This window comes from Rhizobium sp. 10N427 (assembly GCF_056394605.1).
Map to the genome: position 1 here is coordinate 202687 of NZ_JBFTID010000005.1, position 23495 is coordinate 226181.

Sequence of the window (23495 nt, forward strand, 5' to 3'; positions counted from 1 at the left end):
TTGTGCGGTGCAACATTTTGTCGTATTTGTCGATTTTCATTTCCGGACCAAGGGATTAAGGTGGTCCCGGAGAATGAGGCGGGGGAAATATGTCCAAGCTGGTCTATACGTTCGGAAACGGGCAGGCGGAAGGCCGTGCGCGTGATCGTGACGTGCTGGGCGGCAAGGGCGCCAACCTTGCCGAAATGTGCGCGCTGGGGCTGCCGGTCCCGCCCGGTCTAACGATCGTCGCCGATGCCTGCGCCACATATTACAACAATTCCCGCAAGCTCGATGATGACCTGAAGACACAGATCCGCGCCGGCGTGGAAGGCATTGAAAAGGCCACCGGCCGCCGTTTCGGCGCCACTGATCATCCGTTGCTTCTCTCCGTGCGCTCCGGCGCCCGCGTCTCGATGCCGGGCATGATGGACACTGTCCTCAACCTTGGTCTCAACGACGAGACGGTGCAGGCGCTCGGCCATGATGCCGGCGACGCCCGTTTTGCCTGGGATAGCTACCGGCGCTTCATCCAGATGTATGCCGATGTCGTCATGGGCCTCGACAACGAGGTGTTCGAGGAAATCCTCGAAGACGAAAAGGCGCGGCTCGGCCACGAATACGATACCGAGCTTTCGGCCGGCGACTGGCAGCATGTCGTCTCGCTCTACAAGGACATGATCGAGGAAGAGCTTGGCGAAGCCTTCCCGCAGGAGCCGGAAGTCCAGCTCTGGGGCGCTGTCGGCGCTGTCTTCGCCAGTTGGATGAGCGCCCGTGCCGTCACCTACCGGATGCTGCACAATATCCCCGAAGTCTGGGGCACGGCGATCAATATCCAGGCCATGGTCTTCGGCAATCTCGGCAATGCCTCGGCGACCGGAGTCGCCTTCACCCGCAATCCATCGACCGGCGAAAAGTCCTTCTACGGCGAATTCCTGGTCAATGCGCAGGGCGAGGATGTCGTCGCCGGTATCCGCACGCCGCAGAGCATCACCGAGGATGGACGCCTGAACTCAGGCTCCGAGCGTCCGTCGCTCGAAAAACTGATGCCGGAGGCTTTTGCCGAGCTCACCCGTATCTGTTCCGAGCTCGAAGCCCATTACCGCGAAATGCAGGACATCGAGTTCACAATCGAGCGCGGCAAGCTCTGGATGCTGCAGACGCGGTCCGGCAAGCGTTCGACACGCGCCGCCATGCGGATCGCCGTCGATATGGTAGACGAAAAGCTGATCACCGAGGAAGAAGCGGTGCTGCGCATCGAGCCCTCGACGCTCGACCAGCTGCTGCACCCGACGATCGATCCGCGCGTTCAGCGCCAGGTGATCGGCAGCGGCCTGCCGGCATCGCCGGGGGCTGCGACGGGGGCCATCGTCTTCACCGCCGAAGAGGCGGTGGCAGCCGAGGAGGAGGGGCGCAAGGTCATCCTGCTGCGCGTCGAGACCAGCCCCGAAGACATCCACGGCATGCACGCCGCCGAAGGCATCCTGACGACGCGCGGCGGCATGACCAGCCACGCGGCTGTCGTCGCCCGCGGCATGGGCATCCCCTGCGTCGTCGGCGCCGGCACCATGCGCATCGATCTGCGCAACGAACGCCTGATCGGCGTCGGCGTGACGCTGAAGAAGGGCGACATCATCACCATCGACGGTTCGGCCGGCCAGGTGCTGAAGGGCGAAGTGCCGATGATCCAGCCGGAGCTCTCCGGCGATTTCGGCCGCATCATGGGCTGGGCCGATCGCGTCCGCCGCATGACCGTGCGCACCAATGCCGACACCCCGGCGGATGCCCGCGCGGCCCGCTCGTTTGGCGCCGAAGGCATCGGGCTCTGCCGTACCGAGCACATGTTCTTCGAAGGCGACCGTATCCATGTGATGCGCGAGATGATCCTCGCCGAAGACGAGAAGGGCCGCCGTCTGGCGCTCGACAAGCTTCTGCCGATGCAGCGGCTGGATTTCACCAGCCTGTTCAACGTCATGCACGGCCTGCCGGTCACCATCCGCCTGCTCGATCCGCCGCTGCACGAATTCCTGCCGAAGACGGATGAGGAAATCGCCGATGTGGCGGCGGCCATGGGCATGGAGCCCCTGGCGCTTCGCCAGCGCGTCGATGCGCTGCACGAATTCAATCCGATGCTCGGCCACCGCGGCTGCCGCCTGGCCATCTCCTATCCTGAAATCGTCGAGATGCAGGCCCGCGCCATCTTCGAGGCGGCGATCGCTGCGGCCCACGAAACCGGCGCCGCCGTCGTCCCGGAAATCATGGTGCCGCTCGTCGGCCTCCGCTCGGAGCTCGACTACGTCAAGGAGCGGATCGATACGATCGCCAAGGCTGTCATGGCGGAAGCGGACATCAAGATCGACTATCTGGTCGGCACGATGATCGAGCTGCCACGCGCAGCTCTGCGGGCGCATACGATTGCGGAAGCAGCCGAATTCTTCTCATTCGGCACCAACGACCTGACACAGACCACCTTCGGCATCTCGCGCGACGACGCCTCGGCCTTCATCCCGACCTATCAGCGCAAGGGCATCATCGAACATGACCCCTTCATCTCGCTGGATTTCGATGGTGTCGGCGAGCTGATCAGCATCGCCGCCGAGCGCGGCAGGCGCACCCGCAACGATATGAAGCTCGGCATCTGCGGCGAACATGGCGGCGATCCCGCCTCGATCCATTTCTGCGAACGGATCGGTCTCGACTACGTCTCCTGCTCGCCCTTCCGCGTACCGATCGCCCGGATGGCAGCCGCACAGGCCGCCATTAGCGGCGGCGCTAAAGACCGATACTAGCGGCGATAGTAGTAACGCGGTCCGGCCATGAAGTCGTCGAAGTTCTCGTCGGCCTGGATACGGAAGGCGCGGGCATCGGCACGCCGGTCGAGATCGATGCGCTGCAGGCAGGTGGCAAAAGCGCTGGTTCCGGGTTTGAAGCCGTAGCTCAGGCACTGCCGCTCATCGGCGGCGCGCCGCTCTTCAGGCGTCATCGTCTGGCAGGCCGAAAGGCCGATCGCCAGCGCTGCGAGCGTGAAGGGAAGGGCGGAAAAACGCATGTTACAGTCTCCGGTGCGGGAAGCGGTGCTGCGGACATGAGGCGATTTGCCGGGCCGCGTCAACTCCACATCAATCCGCAGCGGAAAACGCGCGGTACATCAGATTCGTTCCAGAACCTCGATGAAGGCATCGGCGAACCGCACGAGATGCACGGTCTCGTCGTCCGGCGCCTGCATGCGGATCTCGATGCCGTCGCGATCGAGAACGGCAAGCACCACGCGCATGTCCGACCCGGACGTCGGAACGCGCAGCACCGCGATACGGCGGCAATCGTCGATCAGCCCGGCAGCCGGAAGATCGAACAGGAATTCGCCGCCGGCCTTTCCGGCAGCCGTCCGCACCGCTTCGCAGAAGCCGGCCTCGCCGCCGGTATAGCCTTCCAGCGAGAGCTCCAGTTCCAGAAGCTCCATCGGCAGGAAAGGCTCGGATGTATCGACGGCACCCAGCGCCGGCGCCTTATGTCGTTCTGTCATTTCCGGTGAAAGCATGGCTCTTCTCCTGAAACGCGCATGCCTCGCTGACGAAACATGCCCCACAACCTCCCAATCGGCAGGAAAACCCGCCAGAATGGCCTTTTTACGGCATATCAGATATTGCTCATGCAGGCCATCTCCGCCTTTTGGTGGATTGAGGCCTCCCGCAAGAGACAACAGTTTCAAAATCTAGGCGAATCTTGCCATAAACAAGATGCGGGTGCTTCGTGCCTCCGCGCCGGGCGTGTGCCCGCCTGTAACTGGTAAGTTTGATGGCCATCCGTTTCGACCGCCCCGTTTCCAGTTCGGCCCGCTTCGCGCGGCGTTTCGGGGCGTTTGCGCTGGTGCTTTGGGCTGCCGTGCTTCTGGCGCACCGCTTCGGCGGGCTGGCGACGCCCTATATGGTGCTGCTCGTTCTGGTATCGACGGGATTTGCGCTGCTCGCCTTCCTGCTGGCCTTCGCGGGCTTGAGAAGCCTCTGGATATCGGGTGCCGAAGGCGGCCTCGATGCCATGAAGGCCATCATTTTCGCCGCGGCCCCGCTGGCTTTCGGCGCTCTGGCAGCCGAGCGCTACTTCACCCTGCCTGCCATCTACGACGTCTCGACCGATCTCGTCTCGGCGCCGGAATGGCTGTCTCCGCCGCATGCCGACCAGATCTGGATGAAGCGCAGCACGGAGATTGCCGGTACCGATCGCGAAAAGCAGCTGGAAGCCTATCCCGAACTGACCGGCCGCCGCTATGAGGGCGCCATCGACCGCGTTCTCGATGCGGTGAAGAAGGTCGCGCGCCAGAACGGCATCACCATCACCAAGAGCAAGGGTGAAAGCGAACCGGCCCGCGATCTGGAAGATGCCCCGGCCAAGCCGCCACAGCCGAATGGCGATGCCGTTGCCGAGGCCCCGGACCAGGTGCCCGTGCCGACGCCGCGCCCCTTTGATGATGATGTCGCCAAACTGATCCGCGGCGCCAATGGCGTGACGCTGCAGGGCGAACGCCGCACGCTGATCCTCGGCCTGCGCTTCGACATCGTCATCCGCCTGCGCGAAGAAGCCGAAACCACCTTCGTCGATATCCGCGTTGCCTCGCGCTATGGCCAGAACGACCTCGGTTTCAGCGCCGGGATCGCCGATCAGTTTCTCGAAGCGCTCGATGTCGAGCTGCTCGGCATCGCCGGCTGATCCGGCTCGAGCCAGCCGGTATAGCGGACGATCAAACCCGTCAGCCGCCCGCCGATCTCGACGTGGAAATGGAAGCGCCCGTCACGCTGCTCTTCGAATGTATTGCCGTCGGGCGCCAGAAACAGCGGTAGCGGCAGACCGAAAATCCGCCAACCGCGGATGAGGAGCCGCAGCCGCTCGCCCTCGGGCACCAGCGCGATAAACACACGGACCGGCCCGAAATCCTCCACCAGCAGATGCGCGTGTCGTCCCGACGCTTCCGATTGACGGCTGCGGAAACGTCGGCCGTCGAAGTTCCGCGTCCACGTCTCCCGCCCGTGCTCTGCCTTGAACGTCACGCTGACAGGGATATCGTCAGCGGCACGCGGAAAGCCGATGATTGCCGCGACGAGGCCGGCAAGCAGGCCGCTCCCGCGCTCCACTCGCGCCTGGCCGCAAACACGCAGCTCACCATCGTTTAACGCATGCATCGCCGCCACCGCCGGCGGCAGCATCCCCCATGCTTCATCGCCCAACACCCGCTGATAGAGCGAAAGGCGCCGATCGCCAGAACGCTGCCGCCGGATGCCTGTGTGGATCGCCAGGGGCCGAAACCCATCCTCGAAGGCGCCAAGCGGAAGCTCCGCTATCGCCGCCCGCGCCCCGCTGCCCGGCCGCTTCCCGTCTGCAAGCGCGCGCAACAACACGGCTGCACCCATCGCCGGAATGAAGGGACCATCATCCCCTTCGGCAACCAGATGCCAGGTGGCGGCAAGCGCTTGCCTGTCGTGTCCCAATCCTTCCAAGCGCACGAACATGCCGCCGCGGGCTTCGCCGGATGCAAGGCTGCGGCTCGCGGCATGGATCAGCGGCGCAAGTGGCGCAAGCGACGGCAGCAGCCGGTAGCGAACGAGGCGGGCGGCAAATGTCAGGAGTGATTGCAGCCATTGCGGCTCCGTACCAGCCCCGGTAAAGGCCTCCCGCAAATGGCGAAACCGCTGCGGTAGCAGTGAAAGATCTGGCGTATCGGCCAGCAGAAAGCGGCGCCAGCGGAGCGGAACGCAGCCGGGCGGCGCGATCACCATGCCTGGTCCTCCGGCAAGCCCCGTACTCTCTGCCGGGATGCCGCCCCGCGTGACCTTGACCGGCTTTCCGGCATAGCTGGCGATCGCCCTGATGACGTTGAGCCCGATCGCGGCGCGTGGCGAGGGGGCAATTCCGCTGCTGACCTTGTGGACCTCGGCGAATTCGATCGCGAGCATTTCGGCGGCCGCAAAGGAGAGCGCCGGAAAGCTGCTGAGCCCGGAAAGCACGAAGACGCCGCGCGCCTTGGCCTCGCCGTCGAGCGCGTCGATGCCGCTGACAAAATCGCGGCTGTCTGAAACGTCGATGTAGTCGATCCCGAGCGCTATCGCCGCGCGGGCGACCCGATAGCGATCCTCACCCATCTCCTGAAACGGACCTGAGAGATCGGCGACGACCGCGGGCCTTAGCAACGCAAGCTGGGCCTGCACATCGCCATCGCGGTCGAAGACCACGCCCTCTGCGCCTCGCTCGATCCCGGCGGCAAATGTCTCGGCCTTCTCCGCCGACCGCCCGCCGACAAGCAGATGGAAGCGCGGATCGCCGGCCAGCAAGCGTGCCAGCCGGCTGCCGAACGCGCCGTAGCCGCCGATGATCAGCACGCGAAGCCCGCTTGTACTCATCCGAGAAAGCGGCTCCTGACCTCAGACGTCGGCACAAAGCAACTGTCGCTGCGGCCTGCGATCCGCAGCCGGTTGCGAGCGATGAATTCGTAGAGCCGGTCGGCAAGCGGACGCGGCAGTATGCGCAGCAGAGAGACGAGGGACCATGGGAAGCCAAGCCCAGCAATCATCCGGATTGATCCCTCGGACTTGAAATAGGCGCGTCCGCCGTCGATGAAGATGTTGGTCTCGTAGTCGCGGTCATCAAGCCCATAATGCCGGTAAAGCGCCTCGCCGAGCGGCGATTGCGCGGTCAGGAAACGGTAGCGCCCGGTTCTGTCATGTTTCAGTGCGAATTTCACCCAGCCGGAACAGAAGATGCATTCGCCGTCAAAGACGATGACGGGCGCGTCATCGGCAAAGGCCGGAACGCTGTCATCCATCCGGTAGCTGTAGGCTGCCTGCCCGTTTGCCATCATTCCGCCGCCCAATATTCGCCCATCAGTGCCGGTGGTCCGTGGGTCTTCACCTTGCCGCGCTCCACCAGATCCTCGATATGCGCCAGCACCGAAAGGCCGGCCGCTCCATGCAGCCGCGGATCGGTATCGCGATAGATCGCCTTGACCATGTCGGGGATAAGCCGGTCGCCGCCCTTGATGCGTTCCAGGATCGCCCGCTCCCGCATTCGCCGGTGCGTTTTCAGCGCGCGCAGGAATGTCAGCGGATGCTTCACCGGCCCGCCATGGCCGGGCAGCAGCAGATGGTCGCGCCTTGCAATCAGCTTGTCGAGCGACGCCATGTACTCATGCATCGAGCCGTCGGGCGGCGCAACGATCGACGTCGCCCATGCCATGACATGGTCGCCTGAAAACAGGATCTCCGTGCCCTCGAGCGCGAAGGCCGCATGGTTCGCGGCATGCCCGGGCGTCAGCAAGGCGCGGAGTGCAAATCCTTCGCCTTCGATCACGTCGCCATCCGAAAGCGTGATATCGGGCACGAAGCCGGTATCCGAGCTCTCGGCAAAGGGATTGATCTCGCCGGCATGCAGCGGCCGCGAGGCACGGTGCGGGCCTTCGCCCGCCGTCAGTGCCCCGGTTGCGGCTTTCAGCCGGGCGGCAAGCGGCGAGTGGTCGCGATGTGTATGGGTGATCAGGATATGCGAGACGCAGCGCCCGGAAAGGGCTGCCATCAGTGCCTCGAAATGCGCATCGCCCTCGGGCCCCGGATCGATGACCGCAACAGAGGATCCGGTGCCGACGATATAGCTGTTGGTGCCGTGAAATGTGAAGGGGCTCGGATTGTTCACCGTCAGCCGCTGGATGCCGGGCGCCACCGTCACCGGCACGCCATGGGAGGGCACGAATGTCAGGTCGAAACGCGGGCTCGGCATTGGCTTATTTGTATTCGATCTCGATGAAGGACATCGGCTCGTCGCCAGCATTGACGACGTTGTGTTCGGTACCCGCTTCGCGCCGGTAGGCCGCACCCTTGGCAATATCGACGCGGCGGCTCTCGGCCCCTTCCTCGATCAGAAACCGGCAATCGGTCATCGGCACTACGACATAGCCGTAACCATGCGTATGCACGCCGGTATCCGCGCCCGGCTCGAAATCCCAGCGGGTGATCCGCACCACGGCGTCATCGAGCAGCAGCGTTGCGAGGGCAGGCGGGCGGGCACGGTACTGGCTCATCACTACTCCAGAAAGGCGTTCTCGTCTGATCAAAGACCTATCATGCCTCCCGCCGCATCGCACAGAAATATGCGGCTGCGCCGAACTTAGTGATTGTGACGAGGCGGCACCTTTGCTAATCAGGCCTCGCTTCGGCACAGCGGTTTCCGCTCAATGCCTGGTGGGGCGTCGCCAAGCGGTAAGGCACCGGTTTTTGGTACCGGCATTCCCAGGTTCGAATCCTGGCGCCCCAGCCACTATCTCTTCAGCGTCTTTGCATAGCATTCCAGAACCGCGTTCATCCGCGTCGATCGGCTTTTCCGCGCGACACATATCCGCAAACGAAAACAGGCGGTCTCTCGACCGCCTGCCATAAGTCTCGAACACTGATTCCGATCAGCCGGCCGGCTGGGCCGGGGCCAGGAACTCGGCGCAATAGGACTTGCCGCTTTCGCCCGGGATATCGTTGACCGTGCGGATGTTGCGGATCGTGTAGTCGGAATTGGTGGTGATTTCGGCCTGGCAGCGCAGGTAGAGCGTGCGGGCAGGGGCCGTCTGCTTGCCGCGCTTGCCGTTTTCGCCTTCGGCATATTTCGCCGGAACGCGCACGGTCTTGTAGCCGCCCTTCCAGGTGTAGACGACGGAGGAGCCATTTTCGGCGTCGCTGAGCGGCGGGCCGTAGGCGGCAAAGAACTTGCCGGCCGACTGGCCGTTCCAGCGTGCGGAAACGGGATCGCCGGCAGAAGGAATGGTCGTGCAGCCGGCAAGCGCAATGGCAAGCCCGGCCGCGGCAAAGGTGCGGAGTTTCATATGTATCGTCCCTGAATTGTCGCGCATTCGACGGCGGGAATCGCTGCAATGGAGCGGTTTCCGCTTGTCCCGGAAAGCGCTTTAGCGCGGAACCCGGCAAAAGAAAATTGCCCCGCCTTCGCGTTTGCGAAATTTGCTGCAGGTGTGTCTTTTTGTTGCAGGTTCGCAAGGCCTTGCGGGCGCCGCGCAAGGTGCTGCTGAATGCGTCAGTTTTTTGAAATTTGGCGCTTGCGCAATAACAGGCGCCGTTCTATAGAGGCGCCGCTGGTCACGGAGTGTAGCGCAGTCTGGTAGCGCACCACGTTCGGGACGTGGGGGTCGCAAGTTCGAATCTTGCCACTCCGACCAGCCGAAAACCCCGCTCCGGCGGGGTTTTTTCTTTTGCGGTATCGCAGGTGCATACACGATGAAAATGGATGGCAAGACATCGGTCGAGACGCTGGGCGAGCGCGCCTGCATCGACAGCAATGGTCTGCCGGTCAGGCTTTACGAGCGCCGCCATCTGATCGTCACGAAAACCGCCGCCGGTATACGCCGCTATCCCGGCGCCCGCTTCTGGTGCACGGGCGAGGGCGCTGCGGTGCGTCTCATCGACAGCTCGATGTTCGAAGTCGTCGATAGCGGCGAGCTGCTGGTCGTCATGGAATAGCGCACCGCGCTCATTCCCTCGAAGTGCCGGATGACAAAAGGCTATTTTGCAGTCAATTTCCGCCTGCGGTGATCCGGCATAGGATATCCCGCGTAGAAGCATTTCAGCGCGAATTCCGCCTGCCCGGTTTTGCTACACCTTTCGTCGCAAAACGGAGAAGGGTTAGTGGACTCTAATTTAATTTCTCTTCACAAAGGTATGGCGAGTCGAAGGGGAGGCAGGTTCGCAGCGTGTAATGCCGGAATGGGGAATGCAGTGCCTGGTAGGGACAGTAAGCGCTTTGCGCATGTGAGATTGAGTGACGTTGCCAAGAAGGTGGGGGTCAGCCCTATCACCATTTCCCGGGCACTCCGCAATCCCGAAATCGTTTCCGAAGATTTGCGCCAGCTTATCCTGCGCACCGTCGATGAAATGGGCTACGTGCCCAACCTGGCCGCCCGCGCGCTTGCCAGCCGCCACAGCGGCGTCGTCGGCGTCATTACGCCTGCGCTCCATCAGCACGCCTTTACCGACATCATGACCGGTATCGAGGATCGCCTGCGGGCGACGGATCTGCGCGTGCAATATGCCAATACGCTCTATGATCCCGATCAGGAAGTGAGCCAGCTGAAATCTTTCCTGGCGCAGAAACCGGCGGGCATCATCGTTGCCGGTGCAGAATATTACGATGCCCTGGCGCCGTTGCTCAGCGCCGCCGCCTGTCCGGTTGCTCATATCGTCGATGTCAGCCAGAAGGCGGAGGGACTGGTGGCCGCTGTCGATCACTACGAGGCCGGCGCCGCCGCCACCCGCATGCTTCTGTCGAAGAATTACCGCCGTATCGCCTTTGTCGGATGCCGCCGCGATACCCGTCCGCGCCGCCGTTTCGAAGGCTATGCGGATGTGATGCGCCAGGCCGGGCATTTTGACGAGGCGCTCGTTGCAAGCTGCCTCGGGATGAACGGCATTGGCGCCGGACGCGAACTCTTCAGCAATCTGGTGGAAGCTGCACCCGATGTGGATGCGGTGTTCTGCCAGAACGACGATCTTGCCGTCGGTGCGCTTCTTGAATGCTGGACCCGCGGCCTGCGCGTTCCCGACGATATCGGCATCTGCGGTTTCAACGATCTCGACTACGCAATCCACTGCGAGCCTGCGCTGACGACCGTCAGCATTCCGCGCTATCAGATGGGCCATCGCGTTGCCGATATGCTGCTGAACGCGGTCCGTGAGGAGGAGCCCGGCACAGCCCATATCGACTTCGGCTTCCAGATCATCGAGCGCGGCTCGACCCGGTAAAGCAAAGGGGCCTTTCGGCCCCTTTTTTCGTCTCAGATGTCGCTTGCGGCGTTCTTCCAGAGATCGGCGGCTTCCGCTGCCGTCATCCGCTGCACATGCGCCTCGTCACGGCGGCTGGCGAAGAGCTCGCTTGCCATGATTTGCTCGGCGAGATCGGCCGGCAGCGAGAGGATGACGCGGGCCTCGTTGCCATGCAGGCCGCTGACTTCGCTGCGCTTGCCGCTGACCATGCCGCCGGCGATCGTGTTGTTGGTCTCCGGATCGATCAGGATGAACGAGCCCGATGCACGGTTCATCTCATAGGGATCGAAGATCGCGGTTTCGTCGAAGATCAGCCGCACCTTGCCGATGGCATTCATGTAGAGTCGCTCGGCCGGAGCCCAAGCGCCGCTCTTCAGCTCCAGCTGGGCGATCGGCTGCACCTGGACGCGCTGGCGGCGGCTGCCGCTCTTCAGCCAGTAGCGCTTGCCTGATTCGATCCCCTCGGGCTGCAGTGCGACGATCTGGGCGTCGAAGTTCACACCCGTCTGCGGCTGTGCATCGATCGAGACGATCATGTCGCCGCGGGCAACGTCCACCTGGCGGTCGAGCACCAGCGTGATCGCATCGCCTGCAACGGCCGCATTGCGCACCAGGTCGAAGGTAACGATCTTGGAGACATTGGCGACCATGCCCGACGGCAGGATCATGACGCTGTCACCCGGCTTTACCGAGCCGCCGGCAACTGTGCCCTGATAGCCGCGGAAGCTTTCGCCGGGGCGCGAGACGCGCTGCACCGAGAAGCGGAAGCCGGTCGACTGGCCGGAGCGGACGCTTGCCAGTTCCAGCGTCTCGACCAGCGTCGGGCCGTTATACCAGGGCATTGCGGCCTGGCCGGAATAGACGACGTTCTCGCCCTTCAGCGCCGACATCGGGATGGCCGTGATCTGCTTGACGCCGAGCGATAGCGCGAATTCTTTGAACTCGTGGACGATCTTGTCGAAACCGGCGCGGTCGTAATTCGTCAGGTCGATCTTGTTGATCGCAAGCACGAACTGTTTGATGCCCATCAGCGAGGCGATCGTCGCGTGGCGGCGGGTCTGTTCGAGGATGCCGGCGCGGGCATCGACCAGCAGAACGGCCAGATCGGCGGTCGAGGCGCCGGTTGCCATGTTGCGGGTATACTGCTCGTGGCCGGGCGTATCGGCAACGATGAAGGAGCGCTTGTCGGTCGAGAAATAGCGATAGGCGACATCGATGGTGATGCCCTGTTCGCGCTCGGCCTGCAGGCCGTCGAGCAGCAATGCGAAATCAGGCAGGCCGAGATCGTTCTGCTTGCCGGTGGAATCGCGCTGCAGCGTTGCCGCCTGGTCTTCCTTGACTGCCTTGGTGTCCCAAAGCAGACGGCCGATCAGCGTCGACTTTCCGTCATCGACAGAGCCGCAGGTGATGAGGCGCAACGGCCGCGTATCGCGCACGGCTGCCACCGGCTCGGCTGCAGGGGCGACGGCGTTGGCGAGGTTTGCTGCGGTCATCTCAGAAATATCCTTCACGCTTCTTCTTTTCCATGGAGCCGGATTGATCCCGGTCGATGGCGCGGCCCTGGCGTTCGGAAACCGTGGCGATCTCCAGCTCCGCGATGATGTCTTCAAGGGTGGTTGCCGTCGAGCGGATCGCGCCCGTCAGCGGGAAGCAGCCGAGCGTGCGGAAACGGATCGAATCCTCCTGCTTGACTTCGCCGGGCAAAAGCTCGAGGCGCGGATCGGTCGCATCGATCATCATGCCGTCGCGCTCGACGAACGGGCGCCTGGCGGCGAAATAGAGCGGCACGATCGGGATCTGCTCGGCCTGGATGTAGCGCCAGATATCGACTTCGGTCCAGTTCGACAGCGGGAAGGCGCGAACGCTTTCGCCCTGCCGGATCTGGCCATTATAGATGTTCCAGAGCTCGGGGCGCTGGTTGCGCGGGTCCCAGCGGTGGTCGGGCGTGCGGAACGAATAGATGCGTTCCTTGGCGCGGCTGGCTTCTTCGTCGCGGCGCGCGCCGCCAAAGGCAGCGTCGAACTTGCCGGCGTCGAGCGCATTGCGCAGCGCTTCCGTCTTCATGATGTCGGTATAGCGGGCCGATCCATAAGTGAACGGCGTGATGTTTTCGGCCGCACCGCGCGGATTGATGTGCTCGATCAGGTCGAGATCATATTCCTTCACGATCTTGTCGCGGAAGGTGATCATCTCCGCAAACTTCCAGCCGGTGTTGACATGCAGCAGCGGGAAGGGGACGCGGCCGGGATAGAAGGCCTTGCGCGCCAGATGCAGCAGGACGGATGAGTCCTTGCCGATCGAATAGAGCATGACGGGGCGTTCGAACTCGGCGGCGACCTCACGGAAAATATGGATCGCTTCGTTTTCCAGTGCCTTCAGATGCGGATCGAGCGGCGGCTTGCTGCTCTGCGGATTGCTGAGTTCCGTATCCTGACGGGTATCGGGCATGTGTTACTCCAGACTTCTCACTCATTGCCGGACGGGAGGTTGCCGCAATGAAATCTTGTGACAGCTGGTTTCCGGTTGGCGGCGGTGGCCGCATCTGATCCGGAAACCGGCAGGTTATTGTTGGGCCGGGATCGCCGATGCCTCTTCGGCAACATGCAGGCCGCATTCGCGCTTCTCATCCTGTTCCCACCACCAGCGGCCGGCGCGCTCGGGCTCGCCGGGCTTGATGGCGCGGGTGCAGGGCTCGCAGCCGATCGAGGGATAGCCGCGGGCATGCAGCGGGTTAACCGGCACGCTGTTATCGGCGACATAGGCCTTGATCACCTCAATATCCCAATCGGCCAGCGGATTGACCTTCAGGAGATGACGCTCGGCGTCATATTCGGCAAAGGGCGTATCGGCGCGATTGTTGGATTGGCCGCGGCGCAGGCCGGTGATCCAGATGGTTGCCCCATTGAGTGCGCGCGCAAGCGGCTTCAGCTTGCGCACGCCACAACAGGCATGCCTGGCTTCGACGCTCTCGTAAAAGCCGTTCAGGCCGTATTTCGCCGCATAGGCGTCGATATCGGCCTGTTCGGGCTCGTAGCGGGAAATCTTGATGTCGTACTGGCTTTCGGTCTCGTCGATCAGCGAAAGCGTTTCCGGAAAGAGGCGTCCGGTCTGCAGCGTCACGACGTCGATCGGCAGGCGGTGATTGCCGATTTCGGCGGTGATCACCTGGTCCTCGATGCCGAGCGAGGTCGTGAAGACCACGCGGCCGCCGAGACCGGCGACAAAGGCCAGCCTTCCGGCAAGGTCGAGAGACGCGAGCTTCGCATTCAGCGCCTCGGCCTCTTCGATTGTATGGATAACAGTCATGGCAATCCTGTCCTCAAGTTGGCCGGAGTATCGCAGCAACAGGATGGGTCGGACAGAAAAAGGGATTTCGAAAGCAGCATAAGCAGGAGCAAATATCTCTCCTAAGCTGCCGCAATGCAGAAAAGCAGCCGCCCCGGCGTCAAAACTCCGTCAGGCAACTCAATCTCTAGTGATTTAGTAGAGTTACACGGCGCCTGTCAATTCGAAATCTGAAGTGATGCGCGAAAACATGCGAAAGGCGCAATTTTGACGTAGAATTACGCCCATTGGCCGAGGTTCAAAAACAGGGCCAAAATGCTTGTATCTCAAGGCTTTTGCCGGCACGTTCAAATTCCGTTCATGCTGGCTGTGCCATAGGGGATAAGCAAAGCTTGAAAAGCGGCAGGGCTCAAGGGCCGCTGGTGTGTGTGACGGTCTAAAATGATTACGCAGAAAGCAAAATATGCGCTCCGGGCGCTGACGGTGCTGGCCGAGGCCGACGCCCGCGAACCGGTGATGATCTCGGACATTGCTGCACAGCAGAAAATCCCGAAAAAGTTCCTCGAGCAGATCCTTCTCGACCTCAAGCACCAGGGCATCGTCGCCAGCCGCCGCGGCAAGGCAGGCGGCTATCTGCTGCTGAAACCCGCCGACATGATCACCTTCGGCGAGATCCTGCGCATCATCGACGGCCCGATCGCGCCGCTCCCCTGCCTGTCGATCACCGCCTATCGCAAATGCGACGACTGCGACGGCGAACAAAACTGCGAAATCCGCCACGTCTTCGCCAAGGTCGCCGACGCCACCCGCAAGGTGCTGTTCTCGACCACGATCGCCGACGCCGTCGCGCCCGCCAAGGGCGCCGTGGTCACGCGGATGCTGGCTTAGCCCTAACCTGTGTCGGACTCCTCTGGCTGCGCCGTAAAAATCGCTCTATGAGAGTGGCGAGCAATTAGCGGCGCCGGGATACCCATGGGGCGAACTTCTGTATTTCTGTTGGTCATCATCACATCGATATGGCTAGGCTCCGCATCTTCAGCAAAAGAAGTCTCCAATAGTGACGACGCTCCGGCACGTAGCCCGAAGTCCATAAAGGACTCGATTTCCCGATTCCTTGGTATCGATGCAAGCAGCCAGGATTTTCTTCTTGTTGAGGATGATGGACCGGTCAAATTCTTGACTGTTGCAACAGATGTTTTTTTGGAAGCGATCGGGGCACAGGCCTTTGCCTATCTGATGCCACCCGTTGCACATTTTCGTGCCGAGCCGGAGAATGACGGATGGGAGATAACGTCGATCGCCGCTGCCGGCTATGCCAACCATTCGGCCGATAGCCAGGCCAAGGTCAAGACGACAGTTGGCGCAGAGAACTTCAATGCGAAGCTTGCTTACGAACTGGCCGGCGAGAGCCGCGCCACCGTCGAACTTGACCACGTCAATTCCGCAACCAGCATCGGCGGTGACAGCAATGTCAGATCCTTTGCCACGATCTACCTGTGGAGCCGACTGAAGGATGCGTCTGCGCCGGTTGCACGGCTCGATGGCGGCCTCGCCTTTTCCGATATGCGCTTGGAGAACTGGCGATCCGGGGTGTTGTCTCTGCAGACTGTCGGATCGACGTCGATTAACTGGAGTTTGAAGGGTGATGTTTCTGATGTCCGGAAAGACGTTGTCGCTGGCTATTCGTTGCGCGATGCATTGCGGAAGAATCTGGGCGACGGTCAGGGCATACTCTTTTCGCCCACTAGCGAATACGAACTGACACTGAAATCAAAGAATATCGTCAACAAGCCAGAGCTGAATCTGCGCTTTGGCATCGACGAAGTATCCTGGACCATCCGTAATGGTGAGCGGCCTGGAATACTCGATCTCGACGGCGTTGTATCCAATTTTCGCGGTTTGAACGGTTATTTCAGTTCCGCACTTGGGCAGCTTCTCCCTTTCGATGCAAAGGTCAACGGTCAGCTGAAGTTTGAGCCTGTTCCCCAGTCTCTCGGTGGAAAATCTACCGCAGGCGTCTCGCCGATAGAATTGAGCCGCTTTTCAGCTTCGATTGACGGCAAACAATACAATGTCGAAGTCGAGGGCTCAGGCAGTTTCGCTGCGGATACCCACAAATTCAACGGAAGGCTTGATATTCAGGCGAAAGGGCTAAAGACCGTCGTTGAAAAGACGGTACTGCCGAATCTTCAAAAATACAGGCTACTTGAGGCTGATGGTGCGTCGCTTATGGCTTTGTTTGCTCTGGGCAAAACGTCCGACGATGTCACGAGCTGGACAATAGCTTTCAAAGATGGCGCTGCGGTAGGGCCGTGAGCGATTTTTGCCCCTGCAATTCCATGCCTAGCCCGCCGCTTCTTCCCTCTCGACTGCCCGCCGCGCCCGGATGGCGGCGGCGATGAATACCCTCGACAGGCCGTGATAGAGCGGTTCGCGGGAGAGGATGCGTGATGTCACGTAGCCGATCATCGATACCGCCATGATCGGGATGACGGCCTGGTGGTCGCCGGTCATTTCGAGAATGATGACGAAGGCTGTCATCGGCGCCTGCACGACGCCGGCGAAATATCCGGCCATGCCGAGGATCGCCGCCAGCGCGATGCTGGTGCCGAGAGCCGATCCGACCGTGCTGCCGAAACCGGCGCCGACCGCAAGCGACGGCGCGAAGATGCCGCCGGGAATCCCTGAAAGCATCGACAGGAAGCTGGCGGCCAGTTTCTCGACGAAGAACAGCAGCGGCAGCGCATGTCCCTCGACGGCGCCGCGGGCCTGCTCGTAGCCGGTGCCGAAGGTGGTGCCGCCGGAGAGGATGCCGATCACGGCGATCGCCAGTCCGCAGGTGCCGGCCAGCACGAGCATGCGCTTCAAGGGTTGCGGTTGCGCCCAGCGGCGGATCTTCTGGCCGAAATGCAGGGCAAAGCCGCTGAAGGCAGCACCCAGCGCCCCGCCGCCGATGCCGCAGACGAGCACGAGGCCCCAGTCGCGCAATTGCGTTGGCGCAACAGAGGCTTCGCCGAAATAGTTGTAGCTGCCCGCCAGCCCGAGGGCCGCGAGACCGGAGAGGATGACGGCGGTCAGCACCAGCCCGTTGGCCCGCGCTTCATAGGTGCGGCTCATCTCCTCGATGGCAAAGACGATACCGGCAAGCGGCGTGTTGAAAGCGGCCGCAATGCCCGCCGCCGAACCGGCGAGGATCAGCCCGCGCGCCTGCGCCATACCGCCGAAGCGGGCAACCGCAAGCATGATCGATGCACCCACCTGTACCGTCGGCCCTTCGCGGCCGATCGAGGCGCCAGAGAACAGCCCGAGCACTGTCAGCACGATCTTGCCGAAGGCAATCCGGAGCGACAGCAGCCGCGTCCGGTCGTCCTCTTCGCGCAGATGCCGCGCGGCGATTGCCTGCGGAATGCCGCTGCCCTGCGAATTCGGAAACAGCGTGGCCGCCAGGTAGGCCGACAGCATGAAGACCGTGGGCGTCAGGATTAGCGGCAGCAGGAAGGCCCATTCGCCTGATGATGTCAGGCTGCCGAACGCCTTCTGCGCCAGATCGGCAAGCTTGGCGAAACCGACGCTGATCACCCCGATCGCCAAGGCACCGCACCAGAACACCAGCCGCGGCCGCCAGAGGGAGAAGGATCCCCAGAAGATACGGGAACGGCGGAGCAGCTTGGAATTGCGATAGGAGGCAGGCATGGGGGACTCTGGCACGTGATGGGGGCTTAACCTTCTAGTCCCAATCGGCGCGAAAGATCACCCCTTGTTTCAACATTTGGTGAAATACCTTCCGAAGCCCGGGCGCCGCGCCACTTGCCCCTTGACGCAACAGGGTAGGGAGACCTCATATGCGCATATCCTTGATCCAAAAATCGATCGCTGCCGCAGCACTCGCGGCGATCTTCGCAACCGGCGCTGCCGCACATCACGGCTGGTCCTGGGCCGAAGCCGAGCAGATGGAGCTGAAGGGCACGATCCAGCAGATCTCGATGGGCGGCCCGCATCCGTCGCTTTATGTCGCCGCGGCCGATGGCGTCTGGCGGGTCGAGCTCGGCAATCCGCGCCAGACGGAGCGATCCGGCTTCGTCGAGGGTTCGGCCAGGAACGGCGATGCGATCGTCGCACTCGGCAACCGTTCGCAGGACGCCAGTGAGAAACGCATGAAGGCCGTGCGCATCACGGTATCAGGCAAGCGCTACGACATCTATCCCGAACGCATCCAGACGAACTGACGGATGGCCGCAGAGCTCTTCGAATGGATCGCCGCAGCGCCGCCTGCCGTCGCCCTCAGGCGCTCGGCGCTGCTCTACATCGTCGTCAATGCCGCCCATATTCTTTCGATCGCGCTGCTGATCGGCGCGATCCTGCCGCTCGATCTCCGGCTCATGGGCTGGTTCCCATCGGTGCCGCTCGCCGTCATCGGCCCGTTCCTCTCCGCCGCGGCAGCCACCGGCCTCGCGCTGGCGATCGTCACTGGCACGCTCCTCTTCAGCGTCCGCCCCGCCGAGTAAGCCGAAAACCCCGCCCTCCTCGCCAAGCTTTCGATCATCGCCCTCGGCATTGCCAACGCGGCGCTCGTCCACGCGGGGAGGGGCTGGCACAAGACACTCGCCGACGAGATCGCGCCAACACGCATCCGCATCGCCGCCGCCATCTCCGCCGCCGCCTGGATTGCGAGTCTGCTCGCAGGACGTTGGATCGGCTTCCTCTAGTTGATTCTGAACTTGAAGTTCGGCATCGATTTGAGCCGCAGTTCGCGATACGATATACATATATGATATCGCGGAGAGACTGATGCGCGCACTGATCGACATCGGCGAGGCCGAGCTGAAAGCATTGGATGAGATCGCCCGCGAGGAAAAGGTTTCCCGCGCATCGTTGATCCGCGAGGCTGTGGACGACTTCCTGAAACGCCGCGACCGGCTGAAGGATGAGGAGGCCTTCGGTCTCTGGGGCGATCAGGCTGCCGATGGTTTGGCCTACCAGGAAAAGCTTCGCAGCGAATGGTGAAGGCGCTCTTCGACACCAACATCCTGATCGATTATTTGAACGCGGTGCCGGAGGCCCGTGATGAACTATTGCGCTATGAGCAGCAGGCAATCAGCATCATCACCTGGATGGAGGTTTTGATCGGCGCCCGGCCCGAACACGCAACCGCCACTCGCGGCTTCCTGAACAGCTTCGATGTCATAGCGCTTGACGGCAGCATCGCCGAAAGCGCCGTCGCACTCCGCCAGAAGCATCGCATCAAGCTGCCCGACGCCATCATTTGGGCCAGCGCAGACGTTCACGCCATGCTGCTCGTTACCCGCAACACCAAGGATTTCCCGGCAGGCAATCCGGGCATTCGCGTGCCTTACCAGCGCTAGCGCAGGCTTGAAAGCAGCACAGTTTGAGAGCATCATGCATCGCAATTGCAACGCATGGAGCGAGCCATGAAAACCGCAACACTGCCATCCCTTCGCGTCGACCCCGAGCTGCGGGCAGCCGCCGAGAGCGTGTTGAAGGAGGGGGAGACCCTTTCGGCGCTGATGGAAGATTCACTGCGGCGTCAGGTTCACTATCGCAAGACGCAGGCGGAGTTTATCGCGCGGGGGCTGGCGTCGCTGGCCGAGGCCGAACGGACGGGCATCTACTATAGCGCCGAGGAGGTTCTCGGTGAGCTGAAGGACATGCTCGATGCCAAGCGCTCTGGAAAGCCTTCCGCTTGAGCTACAAGGTTCGGCTTACCGCAAAAGCCCGAGCCGATCTGAAGCGTCTCTACGCCTATATGTTGGATAGAGACGAAGAAGCCGCCATGCGAGCGCTACAGACCATAACATCTTCCATGGGCGTCATCGAAGAGTTTCCCTTTTCATGCCGCAAGGCACCCGGCGAAAACTCTCTGTTGCGCGAACTATTGGTGCCGTTTGGATCAGCGGGTTACATTATCCTGTTCAGGATCGATAACAGCAAAACAGTCACGGTAGCCGCCATCCGCCACCAGCGCGAAGACGACTACCACTGACCGTCTATCGGTCGCTCACTTCCCAGCGCGGATTGATCCACGGCTCTTGATTGGAACGGGGCAAGGGCTGCTTTCCGAGAATATGATCGGCCGCCTTTTCGCCGGTCATGATCGACGGGCCGTTGAGGTTGCCGTAGGTCACATGTGGGAAGATCGACGAGTCGGCGACGCGCAGGTTGTCGACGCCGATGACGCGGGTTTCCGGGTCGACGACGGCAAGCGGGTCGTCCTTGGCGCCCATCCGGCAGGTGCCGCAGGGGTGGTAGGCACTTTCCAGGTGCTCGCGCAGGAAGGCGTCGATTTCATCATCGGTCTGCACGCTCTCGCCCGGCTGGATCTCCGGGCCGCGATACTGGTCGAAGGCCTGCTGGCCGAAGATCTCGCGGGTCAGCCGCACGCAATGGCGGAACTTTTCCCAGTCTTCCTGATGGCTCATATAGTTGAAGCGGATGACCGGATCGGCCTTCGGATCGGAGGAGCGCAGCGTGACGTTGCCGCGCGATTTCGACAGGTTGAAGCCGACATGCACCTGGAAGCCATGGCTCTTGGCCGCCGCCTTGCCGTCATAGCTGATGGCCACAGGCAGGAAATGATACTGGATATCGGGCTGCTTGATGCCCGGGCCTGAGCGCAGGAAGGCGCAGGCCTCGAACTGGTTGGACGTGCCCAGGCCCGACTTGGTGAACATCCACTGCGCGCCTGCAACCCCCTGCCAGAACCACGGAAGCCAGGAATAGAGCGACACCGGCTTGGTCGAGACCTGCTGGAAATAGAATTCCATATGATCCTGCAGATTGGCGCCGACGCCGGGCCGGTCGGCCTTCACCGCGATGCCCATCTCCTGCAAATGCGCGCCGGGGCCGATGCCAGAGAGCATCAGCAGCTTCGGCGAATTGAAGGACGAGGCCGAGACGATCACCTCGCGGTTCGCCTTGATCACCTCGACATTACCGCCGCGCTCGATCTCGACGCCGGTGGCCCGGCCGTTCTCGATCACCACCGTGCGGGCGAGACCATAGACCAGCTTGACGTTCGGCCGCTTCAGCGCCGGCTTCAGATAGGCCGATGCAGCCGACCAGCGGCGGCCCTGGAAGATCGTCTGTTCCATCAGCCCGAAGCCTTCCTGCTTCGAGCCGTTGTAATCCTCCGTCGTCTCGAAGCCTGCCTGCTTGCCGGCCTCGACGAAGGCCTGGAACAGCGGGTTGCGGAACACGCCGCGCTGCACATGCAGCGGCCCATCGGTCCCACGCCAGCCTTCCTCGCCGCCATGGCTGTGTTCCATGCGCTTGAAGTAGGGGAGAACGTCGGCATAGGCCCATCCGCGGGCGCCGAGTTCTTCCCAGCGGTTGTAGTCTTCGGCATGACCGCGGACATAGACCATGCCGTTGATCGACGAGGAGCCACCGATCACCTTGCCGCGCGGCGCGGTGATGCGCCGGTTGTTGAGATTGGGTTCCGGCTCGGAGAGATAGCCCCAGTTATACCGCTTCATGCTCATCGGCCAGGCAAGCGCTGCCGGCATTTGGATGAACGGCCCGAAATCCGATCCGCCGGCCTCGATGACGATAACGGTATTCTTGCCGTCCTCCGAGAGACGGTAGGCAAGTGCGGAGCCTGCCGAGCCGGAGCCGATGATGACGAAATCTGCTTGCATTGGATCTCTCTTGTCCATTCTTCCGGGCGGCCCCCTCATCCGGCTGCCGCCACCTTCTCCCTGAGGGGAGAAGGGATGTGCCGCCGCCGTCTCGTGTCCTCTTCTCCCCAGCGGGGAGAAGGTGCCCGTAGGGTGGATGAGGGGGCTACACGGTCAAGCGGGAGAGGGGTCTTTATCTCAAAGTCTCAATAAGGCGCCTGCACCGGCCCCATGCCGACATAGACGGTCTTCAGTTCGGAATAGTGCTCCAGCGCCGCTGCCGAGTTCTCGCGGCCAAAGCCCGATTGCTTGGAGCCGCCGAAGGGGATTTCGACCGGGCAGAGATTGTAGGTGTTGATCCACAGCGTCCCAGCTTCCAGCTGGTCGACCACGCGGTGGGCGCGGGTCATGTCAGCGGTGAAGACACCGCCGGAGAGGCCGAATTCGGTGGCGTTGGCGCGGGGAATGACCTCGGCCTCGTCGTCGAAATCGAGCACGCACATCACAGGCCCGAAGATCTCCTCGCGTGCGATCGTCATCCCGTCGGTGACATCGGCAAACACGGTCGGCTGCACGTAGTAGCCTTCGCCCGCCAAATTGTTCGGAATGCCGCCGCCGGTGAGCAGCGTCGCGCCCTCGGCCTTGCCCTTCTCGATATAGGCAAGCACCTTTTCGCGCTGCGCCCAGGAGACCATCGGGCCGATCTGCGTCGCCTCGTCCATCGGGTCGCCGATTGCCATGGCCTCGGTGCGGCTCTTCAGCCGCTTCAGGAACTCGCCCTTGATCTTCTTCTGCACGAAGACGCGGGTGCCGTTGGAGCAGACCTGGCCAGTCGAATAGAAATTGCCGAGCATTGCGCCGCCGATGGCGCTGTCGATATCGGCGTCATCGAAGACGATCAGCGGCGACTTGCCGCCAAGCTCCATCGTCACATGCTTGAGATGGCTTGCCGCCGCAGCCGCGACGCGGCGGCCTGTCGGCACAGAGCCGGTCAGCGAAACCTTGGCGACATCAGGGTGGTTGACCAGCAGCGGGCCGGTCTCGCGGTCACCCTGGATGACGTTGTAGAGCCCCTTGGGAAGGCCGGCCTCATGCAGGATCTCGGCGATAGCAAGCGCGCCGAGCGGCGTGTTTTCCGACGGCTTGAAGACCATGGCGTTGCCCGCGATCAGCGCGGGCGCGCCCTTCCAGCAGGCGATCTGCTGCGGGTAGTTCCAGGCACCGATGCCGACGCAGACGCCGAGCGGCACGCGCTTGGTATAGGCGAAGTCGCCGCCGAGCGGGATATAGGAGCCGTTGAGCGCCGTTGCCGCGATGCCGCCGAAGAACTCGAAGCTGTCGGCGCCGGAGGTCGGGTCGGCGACGATGGTTTCCTGGATCGGCTTGCCGGTGTCGAGCGTCTCGAGTTCGGAGAGCTCGCGGTTGCGCTCGCGCATGATGTCGGCCGCCCGCTTCAGGATGCGGCCACGCGCCGTCGGGCTCATCGCTGCCCATTCAGGCTGGGCGCGCTTGGCCGCGGCGATTGCCTTCTCGACGATCGCAGGCGTTGCCGCATGCAGCCGGGCGATCACTTCGCCGGTCGCCGGATAGATGCTCTCGATCACGCTGCCCGCGTCATCCTCGACATATTCGCCGTCGATGAAGTGCGATGCTTTCGGCTGGGCTTTCATGGTCTATCCTTTGTACGGTTGGCTGCTGCAGAAACGAGAGCACCTCATTTCTAGAGCAGGAAATCTTTGCGCTCGTGGCCCCCTCATCCGGCCCTGCGGGCCACCTTCTCCCCGCGGGGGGAAGGGAGGTT

Annotated in this window: 24 protein-coding genes, 2 tRNA genes and 1 pseudogene; 14 read left to right on the forward strand and 13 right to left on the reverse strand. The window is 62.4% G+C overall.

The genetic code is table 11. From position 1 onward, the window contains the following. Positions 1 to 89: 89 nt before the first annotated feature. Positions 90 to 2768, forward strand: a complete 2679-nt coding sequence (ppdK, locus tag AC1DIJ_RS13070; RefSeq protein WP_112386410.1) for a pyruvate, phosphate dikinase — start codon at positions 90 to 92, stop codon at positions 2766 to 2768. On the opposite strand, the gene AC1DIJ_RS13075 is transcribed toward ppdK, so the two are convergent. Beyond that, positions 2765 to 3028: a hypothetical protein gene (locus AC1DIJ_RS13075; protein WP_477831417.1), complete on the reverse strand. Its 264-nt coding sequence runs from the start codon at positions 3026 to 3028 to the stop codon at positions 2765 to 2767. The two genes, ppdK and AC1DIJ_RS13075, sit on opposite strands and share 4 nt — an antisense overlap. Positions 3029 to 3127: 99 nt before the next feature. Continuing rightward, the gene (locus AC1DIJ_RS13080) at positions 3128 to 3517 is read right to left on the reverse strand and encodes a hypothetical protein (RefSeq protein WP_112386409.1); all 390 of its coding nucleotides are present in this window, start codon (positions 3515 to 3517) and stop codon (positions 3128 to 3130) included. A gap of 257 nt (positions 3518 to 3774) precedes the next feature. Between AC1DIJ_RS13080 and AC1DIJ_RS13085 the strand changes: the two genes are divergently transcribed. After that, a complete protein-coding gene (locus tag AC1DIJ_RS13085) occupies positions 3775 to 4683 on the forward strand; it encodes a DUF1499 domain-containing protein (protein ID WP_112386408.1) in 909 nt (302 codons plus the stop codon). On the opposite strand, the gene AC1DIJ_RS13090 is transcribed toward AC1DIJ_RS13085, so the two are convergent. The 4 genes from AC1DIJ_RS13090 to AC1DIJ_RS13105 are packed head-to-tail and all read right to left on the reverse strand — an operon-like array spanning position 4635 to position 8038. Further along, complete coding sequence (locus AC1DIJ_RS13090) at positions 4635 to 6368, reverse strand: saccharopine dehydrogenase family protein (protein WP_112386407.1); 1734 nt, start codon at positions 6366 to 6368, stop codon at positions 4635 to 4637. The two genes, AC1DIJ_RS13085 and AC1DIJ_RS13090, sit on opposite strands and share 49 nt — an antisense overlap. Next, positions 6365 to 6823, reverse strand: coding sequence for a thiol-disulfide oxidoreductase DCC family protein (locus AC1DIJ_RS13095; RefSeq protein ID WP_112386512.1), 459 nt, complete (start codon positions 6821 to 6823; stop codon positions 6365 to 6367). The genes AC1DIJ_RS13090 and AC1DIJ_RS13095 overlap by 4 nt, the downstream gene beginning before the upstream one ends. Next, positions 6823 to 7737 carry an MBL fold metallo-hydrolase gene (locus AC1DIJ_RS13100; RefSeq protein WP_112386406.1) on the reverse strand — a complete coding sequence of 305 codons (915 nt, stop codon included), beginning with the start codon at positions 7735 to 7737 and terminating at the stop codon, positions 6823 to 6825. Before AC1DIJ_RS13100 ends, AC1DIJ_RS13095 begins: the two co-directional genes overlap by 1 nt. A 4-nt stretch (positions 7738 to 7741) precedes the next feature. Beyond that, on the reverse strand, positions 7742 to 8038 hold the full coding sequence (locus AC1DIJ_RS13105) for a cupin domain-containing protein (protein WP_112386405.1): 297 nt from the start codon (positions 8036 to 8038) through the stop codon (positions 7742 to 7744). A 161-nt stretch (positions 8039 to 8199) separates the two neighbouring features. On the opposite strand from AC1DIJ_RS13105, the gene AC1DIJ_RS13110 reads away from it, so the two are divergent. Then, positions 8200 to 8274 (forward strand) — tRNA-Gln (locus AC1DIJ_RS13110). Between the two features lie 139 nt (positions 8275 to 8413). On the opposite strand, the gene AC1DIJ_RS13115 is transcribed toward AC1DIJ_RS13110, so the two are convergent. Further along, entirely contained in the window at positions 8414 to 8827 is a 414-nt protein-coding gene (locus tag AC1DIJ_RS13115) for a hypothetical protein (RefSeq protein ID WP_112386511.1), read from the reverse strand. A 271-nt stretch (positions 8828 to 9098) separates the two neighbouring features. Between AC1DIJ_RS13115 and AC1DIJ_RS13120 the strand changes: the two genes are divergently transcribed. The 3 genes from AC1DIJ_RS13120 to AC1DIJ_RS13130 all read left to right on the forward strand — a co-directional run bounded on the left by AC1DIJ_RS13120 (position 9099) and on the right by AC1DIJ_RS13130 (position 10754). After that, positions 9099 to 9175 (forward strand) — tRNA-Pro (locus AC1DIJ_RS13120). 58 nt (positions 9176 to 9233) lie between these two features. Next, positions 9234 to 9476, forward strand: coding sequence for a MerR family transcriptional regulator (locus AC1DIJ_RS13125; RefSeq protein WP_112386404.1), 243 nt, complete (start codon positions 9234 to 9236; stop codon positions 9474 to 9476). A 243-nt stretch (positions 9477 to 9719) separates the two neighbouring features. Next, entirely contained in the window at positions 9720 to 10754 is a 1035-nt protein-coding gene (locus tag AC1DIJ_RS13130; RefSeq protein ID WP_112386403.1) for a LacI family DNA-binding transcriptional regulator, read from the forward strand. Between the two features lie 32 nt (positions 10755 to 10786). Here the strand turns inward: AC1DIJ_RS13130 and cysN are convergent, their stop codons facing one another. The 3 genes from cysN to AC1DIJ_RS13145 form a co-directional block, all read right to left on the reverse strand. Further along, the gene (gene cysN / locus AC1DIJ_RS13135) at positions 10787 to 12268 is read right to left on the reverse strand and encodes a sulfate adenylyltransferase subunit CysN (RefSeq protein ID WP_112386402.1); all 1482 of its coding nucleotides are present in this window, start codon (positions 12266 to 12268) and stop codon (positions 10787 to 10789) included. Between the two features lies 1 nt (position 12269). Beyond that, a complete protein-coding gene (cysD, locus tag AC1DIJ_RS13140; RefSeq protein ID WP_112386401.1) occupies positions 12270 to 13223 on the reverse strand; it encodes a sulfate adenylyltransferase subunit CysD in 954 nt (317 codons plus the stop codon). A gap of 114 nt (positions 13224 to 13337) precedes the next feature. Beyond that, entirely contained in the window at positions 13338 to 14081 is a 744-nt protein-coding gene (locus AC1DIJ_RS13145) for a phosphoadenylyl-sulfate reductase (RefSeq protein WP_112386400.1), read from the reverse strand. A gap of 420 nt (positions 14082 to 14501) precedes the next feature. Here AC1DIJ_RS13145 and AC1DIJ_RS13150 point away from each other — a divergent pair, with 420 nt between their 5' ends. After that, a complete protein-coding gene (locus tag AC1DIJ_RS13150; protein WP_112386399.1) occupies positions 14502 to 14948 on the forward strand; it encodes an RrF2 family transcriptional regulator in 447 nt (148 codons plus the stop codon). 108 nt (positions 14949 to 15056) lie between these two features. After that, on the forward strand, positions 15057 to 16376 hold the full coding sequence (locus tag AC1DIJ_RS13155; protein WP_112386398.1) for a hypothetical protein: 1320 nt from the start codon (positions 15057 to 15059) through the stop codon (positions 16374 to 16376). Between the two features lie 27 nt (positions 16377 to 16403). Here AC1DIJ_RS13155 and AC1DIJ_RS13160 read toward each other — a convergent pair whose 3' ends face one another. After that, complete coding sequence (locus AC1DIJ_RS13160; RefSeq protein ID WP_112386397.1) at positions 16404 to 17753, reverse strand: chloride channel protein; 1350 nt, start codon at positions 17751 to 17753, stop codon at positions 16404 to 16406. A 149-nt stretch (positions 17754 to 17902) separates the two neighbouring features. Here AC1DIJ_RS13160 and AC1DIJ_RS13165 point away from each other — a divergent pair, with 149 nt between their 5' ends. The 6 genes and pseudogenes from AC1DIJ_RS13165 to AC1DIJ_RS13190 all read left to right on the forward strand — a co-directional run bounded on the left by AC1DIJ_RS13165 (position 17903) and on the right by AC1DIJ_RS13190 (position 20061). Then, positions 17903 to 18286, forward strand: a complete 384-nt coding sequence (locus tag AC1DIJ_RS13165) for a DUF6152 family protein (RefSeq protein ID WP_112386396.1) — start codon at positions 17903 to 17905, stop codon at positions 18284 to 18286. Between the two features lie 3 nt (positions 18287 to 18289). Then, a pseudogene (locus AC1DIJ_RS13170) lies at positions 18290 to 18766 on the forward strand (DUF6644 family protein). 82 nt (positions 18767 to 18848) lie between these two features. After that, the gene (locus tag AC1DIJ_RS13175) at positions 18849 to 19064 is read left to right on the forward strand and encodes a ribbon-helix-helix domain-containing protein (RefSeq protein WP_112386395.1); all 216 of its coding nucleotides are present in this window, start codon (positions 18849 to 18851) and stop codon (positions 19062 to 19064) included. Next, entirely contained in the window at positions 19058 to 19423 is a 366-nt protein-coding gene (locus tag AC1DIJ_RS13180) for a type II toxin-antitoxin system VapC family toxin (RefSeq protein WP_112386394.1), read from the forward strand. Before AC1DIJ_RS13175 ends, AC1DIJ_RS13180 begins: the two co-directional genes overlap by 7 nt. A 66-nt stretch (positions 19424 to 19489) precedes the next feature. Further along, complete coding sequence (locus tag AC1DIJ_RS13185; RefSeq protein WP_112386393.1) at positions 19490 to 19765, forward strand: YlcI/YnfO family protein; 276 nt, start codon at positions 19490 to 19492, stop codon at positions 19763 to 19765. After that, complete coding sequence (locus tag AC1DIJ_RS13190) at positions 19762 to 20061, forward strand: type II toxin-antitoxin system RelE/ParE family toxin (RefSeq protein WP_112386392.1); 300 nt, start codon at positions 19762 to 19764, stop codon at positions 20059 to 20061. The genes AC1DIJ_RS13185 and AC1DIJ_RS13190 overlap by 4 nt, the downstream gene beginning before the upstream one ends. Positions 20062 to 20065: 4 nt before the next feature. Here AC1DIJ_RS13190 and betA read toward each other — a convergent pair whose 3' ends face one another. Continuing rightward, positions 20066 to 21715 (reverse strand): choline dehydrogenase, encoded by a 1650-nt coding sequence (betA, locus tag AC1DIJ_RS13195; protein WP_112386391.1) that lies wholly within the window; start codon positions 21713 to 21715, stop codon positions 20066 to 20068. A gap of 185 nt (positions 21716 to 21900) precedes the next feature. After that, entirely contained in the window at positions 21901 to 23364 is a 1464-nt protein-coding gene (gene betB / locus AC1DIJ_RS13200) for a betaine-aldehyde dehydrogenase (RefSeq protein ID WP_112444061.1), read from the reverse strand. Between the last annotated feature and the right edge of the window lie 131 nt (positions 23365 to 23495).

Excerpts from the sequence above, each read along its gene's own strand:
- betB (WP_112444061.1), bottom strand. The coding sequence starts at position 23,364 with ATGAAAGCCCAGCCGAAAGCATCGCACTTCATCGACGGCGAATATGTC.
- AC1DIJ_RS13160 (WP_112386397.1), bottom strand. The coding sequence starts at position 17,753 with ATGCCTGCCTCCTATCGCAATTCCAAGCTGCTCCGCCGTTCCCGTATC.
- AC1DIJ_RS13180 (WP_112386394.1), top strand. The coding sequence starts at position 19,058 with ATGGTGAAGGCGCTCTTCGACACCAACATCCTGATCGATTATTTGAAC.
- AC1DIJ_RS13095 (WP_112386512.1), bottom strand. The coding sequence starts at position 6,823 with ATGGCAAACGGGCAGGCAGCCTACAGCTACCGGATGGATGACAGCGTT.
- AC1DIJ_RS13105 (WP_112386405.1), bottom strand. The coding sequence starts at position 8,038 with ATGAGCCAGTACCGTGCCCGCCCGCCTGCCCTCGCAACGCTGCTGCTC.
- AC1DIJ_RS13150 (WP_112386399.1), top strand. The coding sequence starts at position 14,502 with ATGATTACGCAGAAAGCAAAATATGCGCTCCGGGCGCTGACGGTGCTG.
- AC1DIJ_RS13185 (WP_112386393.1), top strand. The coding sequence starts at position 19,490 with ATGAAAACCGCAACACTGCCATCCCTTCGCGTCGACCCCGAGCTGCGG.
- cysD (WP_112386401.1), bottom strand. The coding sequence starts at position 13,223 with ATGCCCGATACCCGTCAGGATACGGAACTCAGCAATCCGCAGAGCAGC.
- AC1DIJ_RS13075 (WP_477831417.1), bottom strand. The coding sequence starts at position 3,028 with ATGCGTTTTTCCGCCCTTCCCTTCACGCTCGCAGCGCTGGCGATCGGC.
- AC1DIJ_RS13130 (WP_112386403.1), top strand. The coding sequence starts at position 9,720 with ATGGGGAATGCAGTGCCTGGTAGGGACAGTAAGCGCTTTGCGCATGTG.
- AC1DIJ_RS13125 (WP_112386404.1), top strand. The coding sequence starts at position 9,234 with ATGAAAATGGATGGCAAGACATCGGTCGAGACGCTGGGCGAGCGCGCC.
- ppdK (WP_112386410.1), top strand. The coding sequence starts at position 90 with ATGTCCAAGCTGGTCTATACGTTCGGAAACGGGCAGGCGGAAGGCCGT.
- AC1DIJ_RS13085 (WP_112386408.1), top strand. The coding sequence starts at position 3,775 with ATGGCCATCCGTTTCGACCGCCCCGTTTCCAGTTCGGCCCGCTTCGCG.
- AC1DIJ_RS13175 (WP_112386395.1), top strand. The coding sequence starts at position 18,849 with ATGCGCGCACTGATCGACATCGGCGAGGCCGAGCTGAAAGCATTGGAT.
- AC1DIJ_RS13080 (WP_112386409.1), bottom strand. The coding sequence starts at position 3,517 with ATGCTTTCACCGGAAATGACAGAACGACATAAGGCGCCGGCGCTGGGT.
- AC1DIJ_RS13145 (WP_112386400.1), bottom strand. The coding sequence starts at position 14,081 with ATGACTGTTATCCATACAATCGAAGAGGCCGAGGCGCTGAATGCGAAG.
- AC1DIJ_RS13100 (WP_112386406.1), bottom strand. The coding sequence starts at position 7,737 with ATGCCGAGCCCGCGTTTCGACCTGACATTCGTGCCCTCCCATGGCGTG.
- cysN (WP_112386402.1), bottom strand. The coding sequence starts at position 12,268 with ATGACCGCAGCAAACCTCGCCAACGCCGTCGCCCCTGCAGCCGAGCCG.
- AC1DIJ_RS13090 (WP_112386407.1), bottom strand. The coding sequence starts at position 6,368 with ATGAGTACAAGCGGGCTTCGCGTGCTGATCATCGGCGGCTACGGCGCG.
- AC1DIJ_RS13115 (WP_112386511.1), bottom strand. The coding sequence starts at position 8,827 with ATGAAACTCCGCACCTTTGCCGCGGCCGGGCTTGCCATTGCGCTTGCC.
- AC1DIJ_RS13165 (WP_112386396.1), top strand. The coding sequence starts at position 17,903 with ATGCGCATATCCTTGATCCAAAAATCGATCGCTGCCGCAGCACTCGCG.
- betA (WP_112386391.1), bottom strand. The coding sequence starts at position 21,715 with ATGCAAGCAGATTTCGTCATCATCGGCTCCGGCTCGGCAGGCTCCGCA.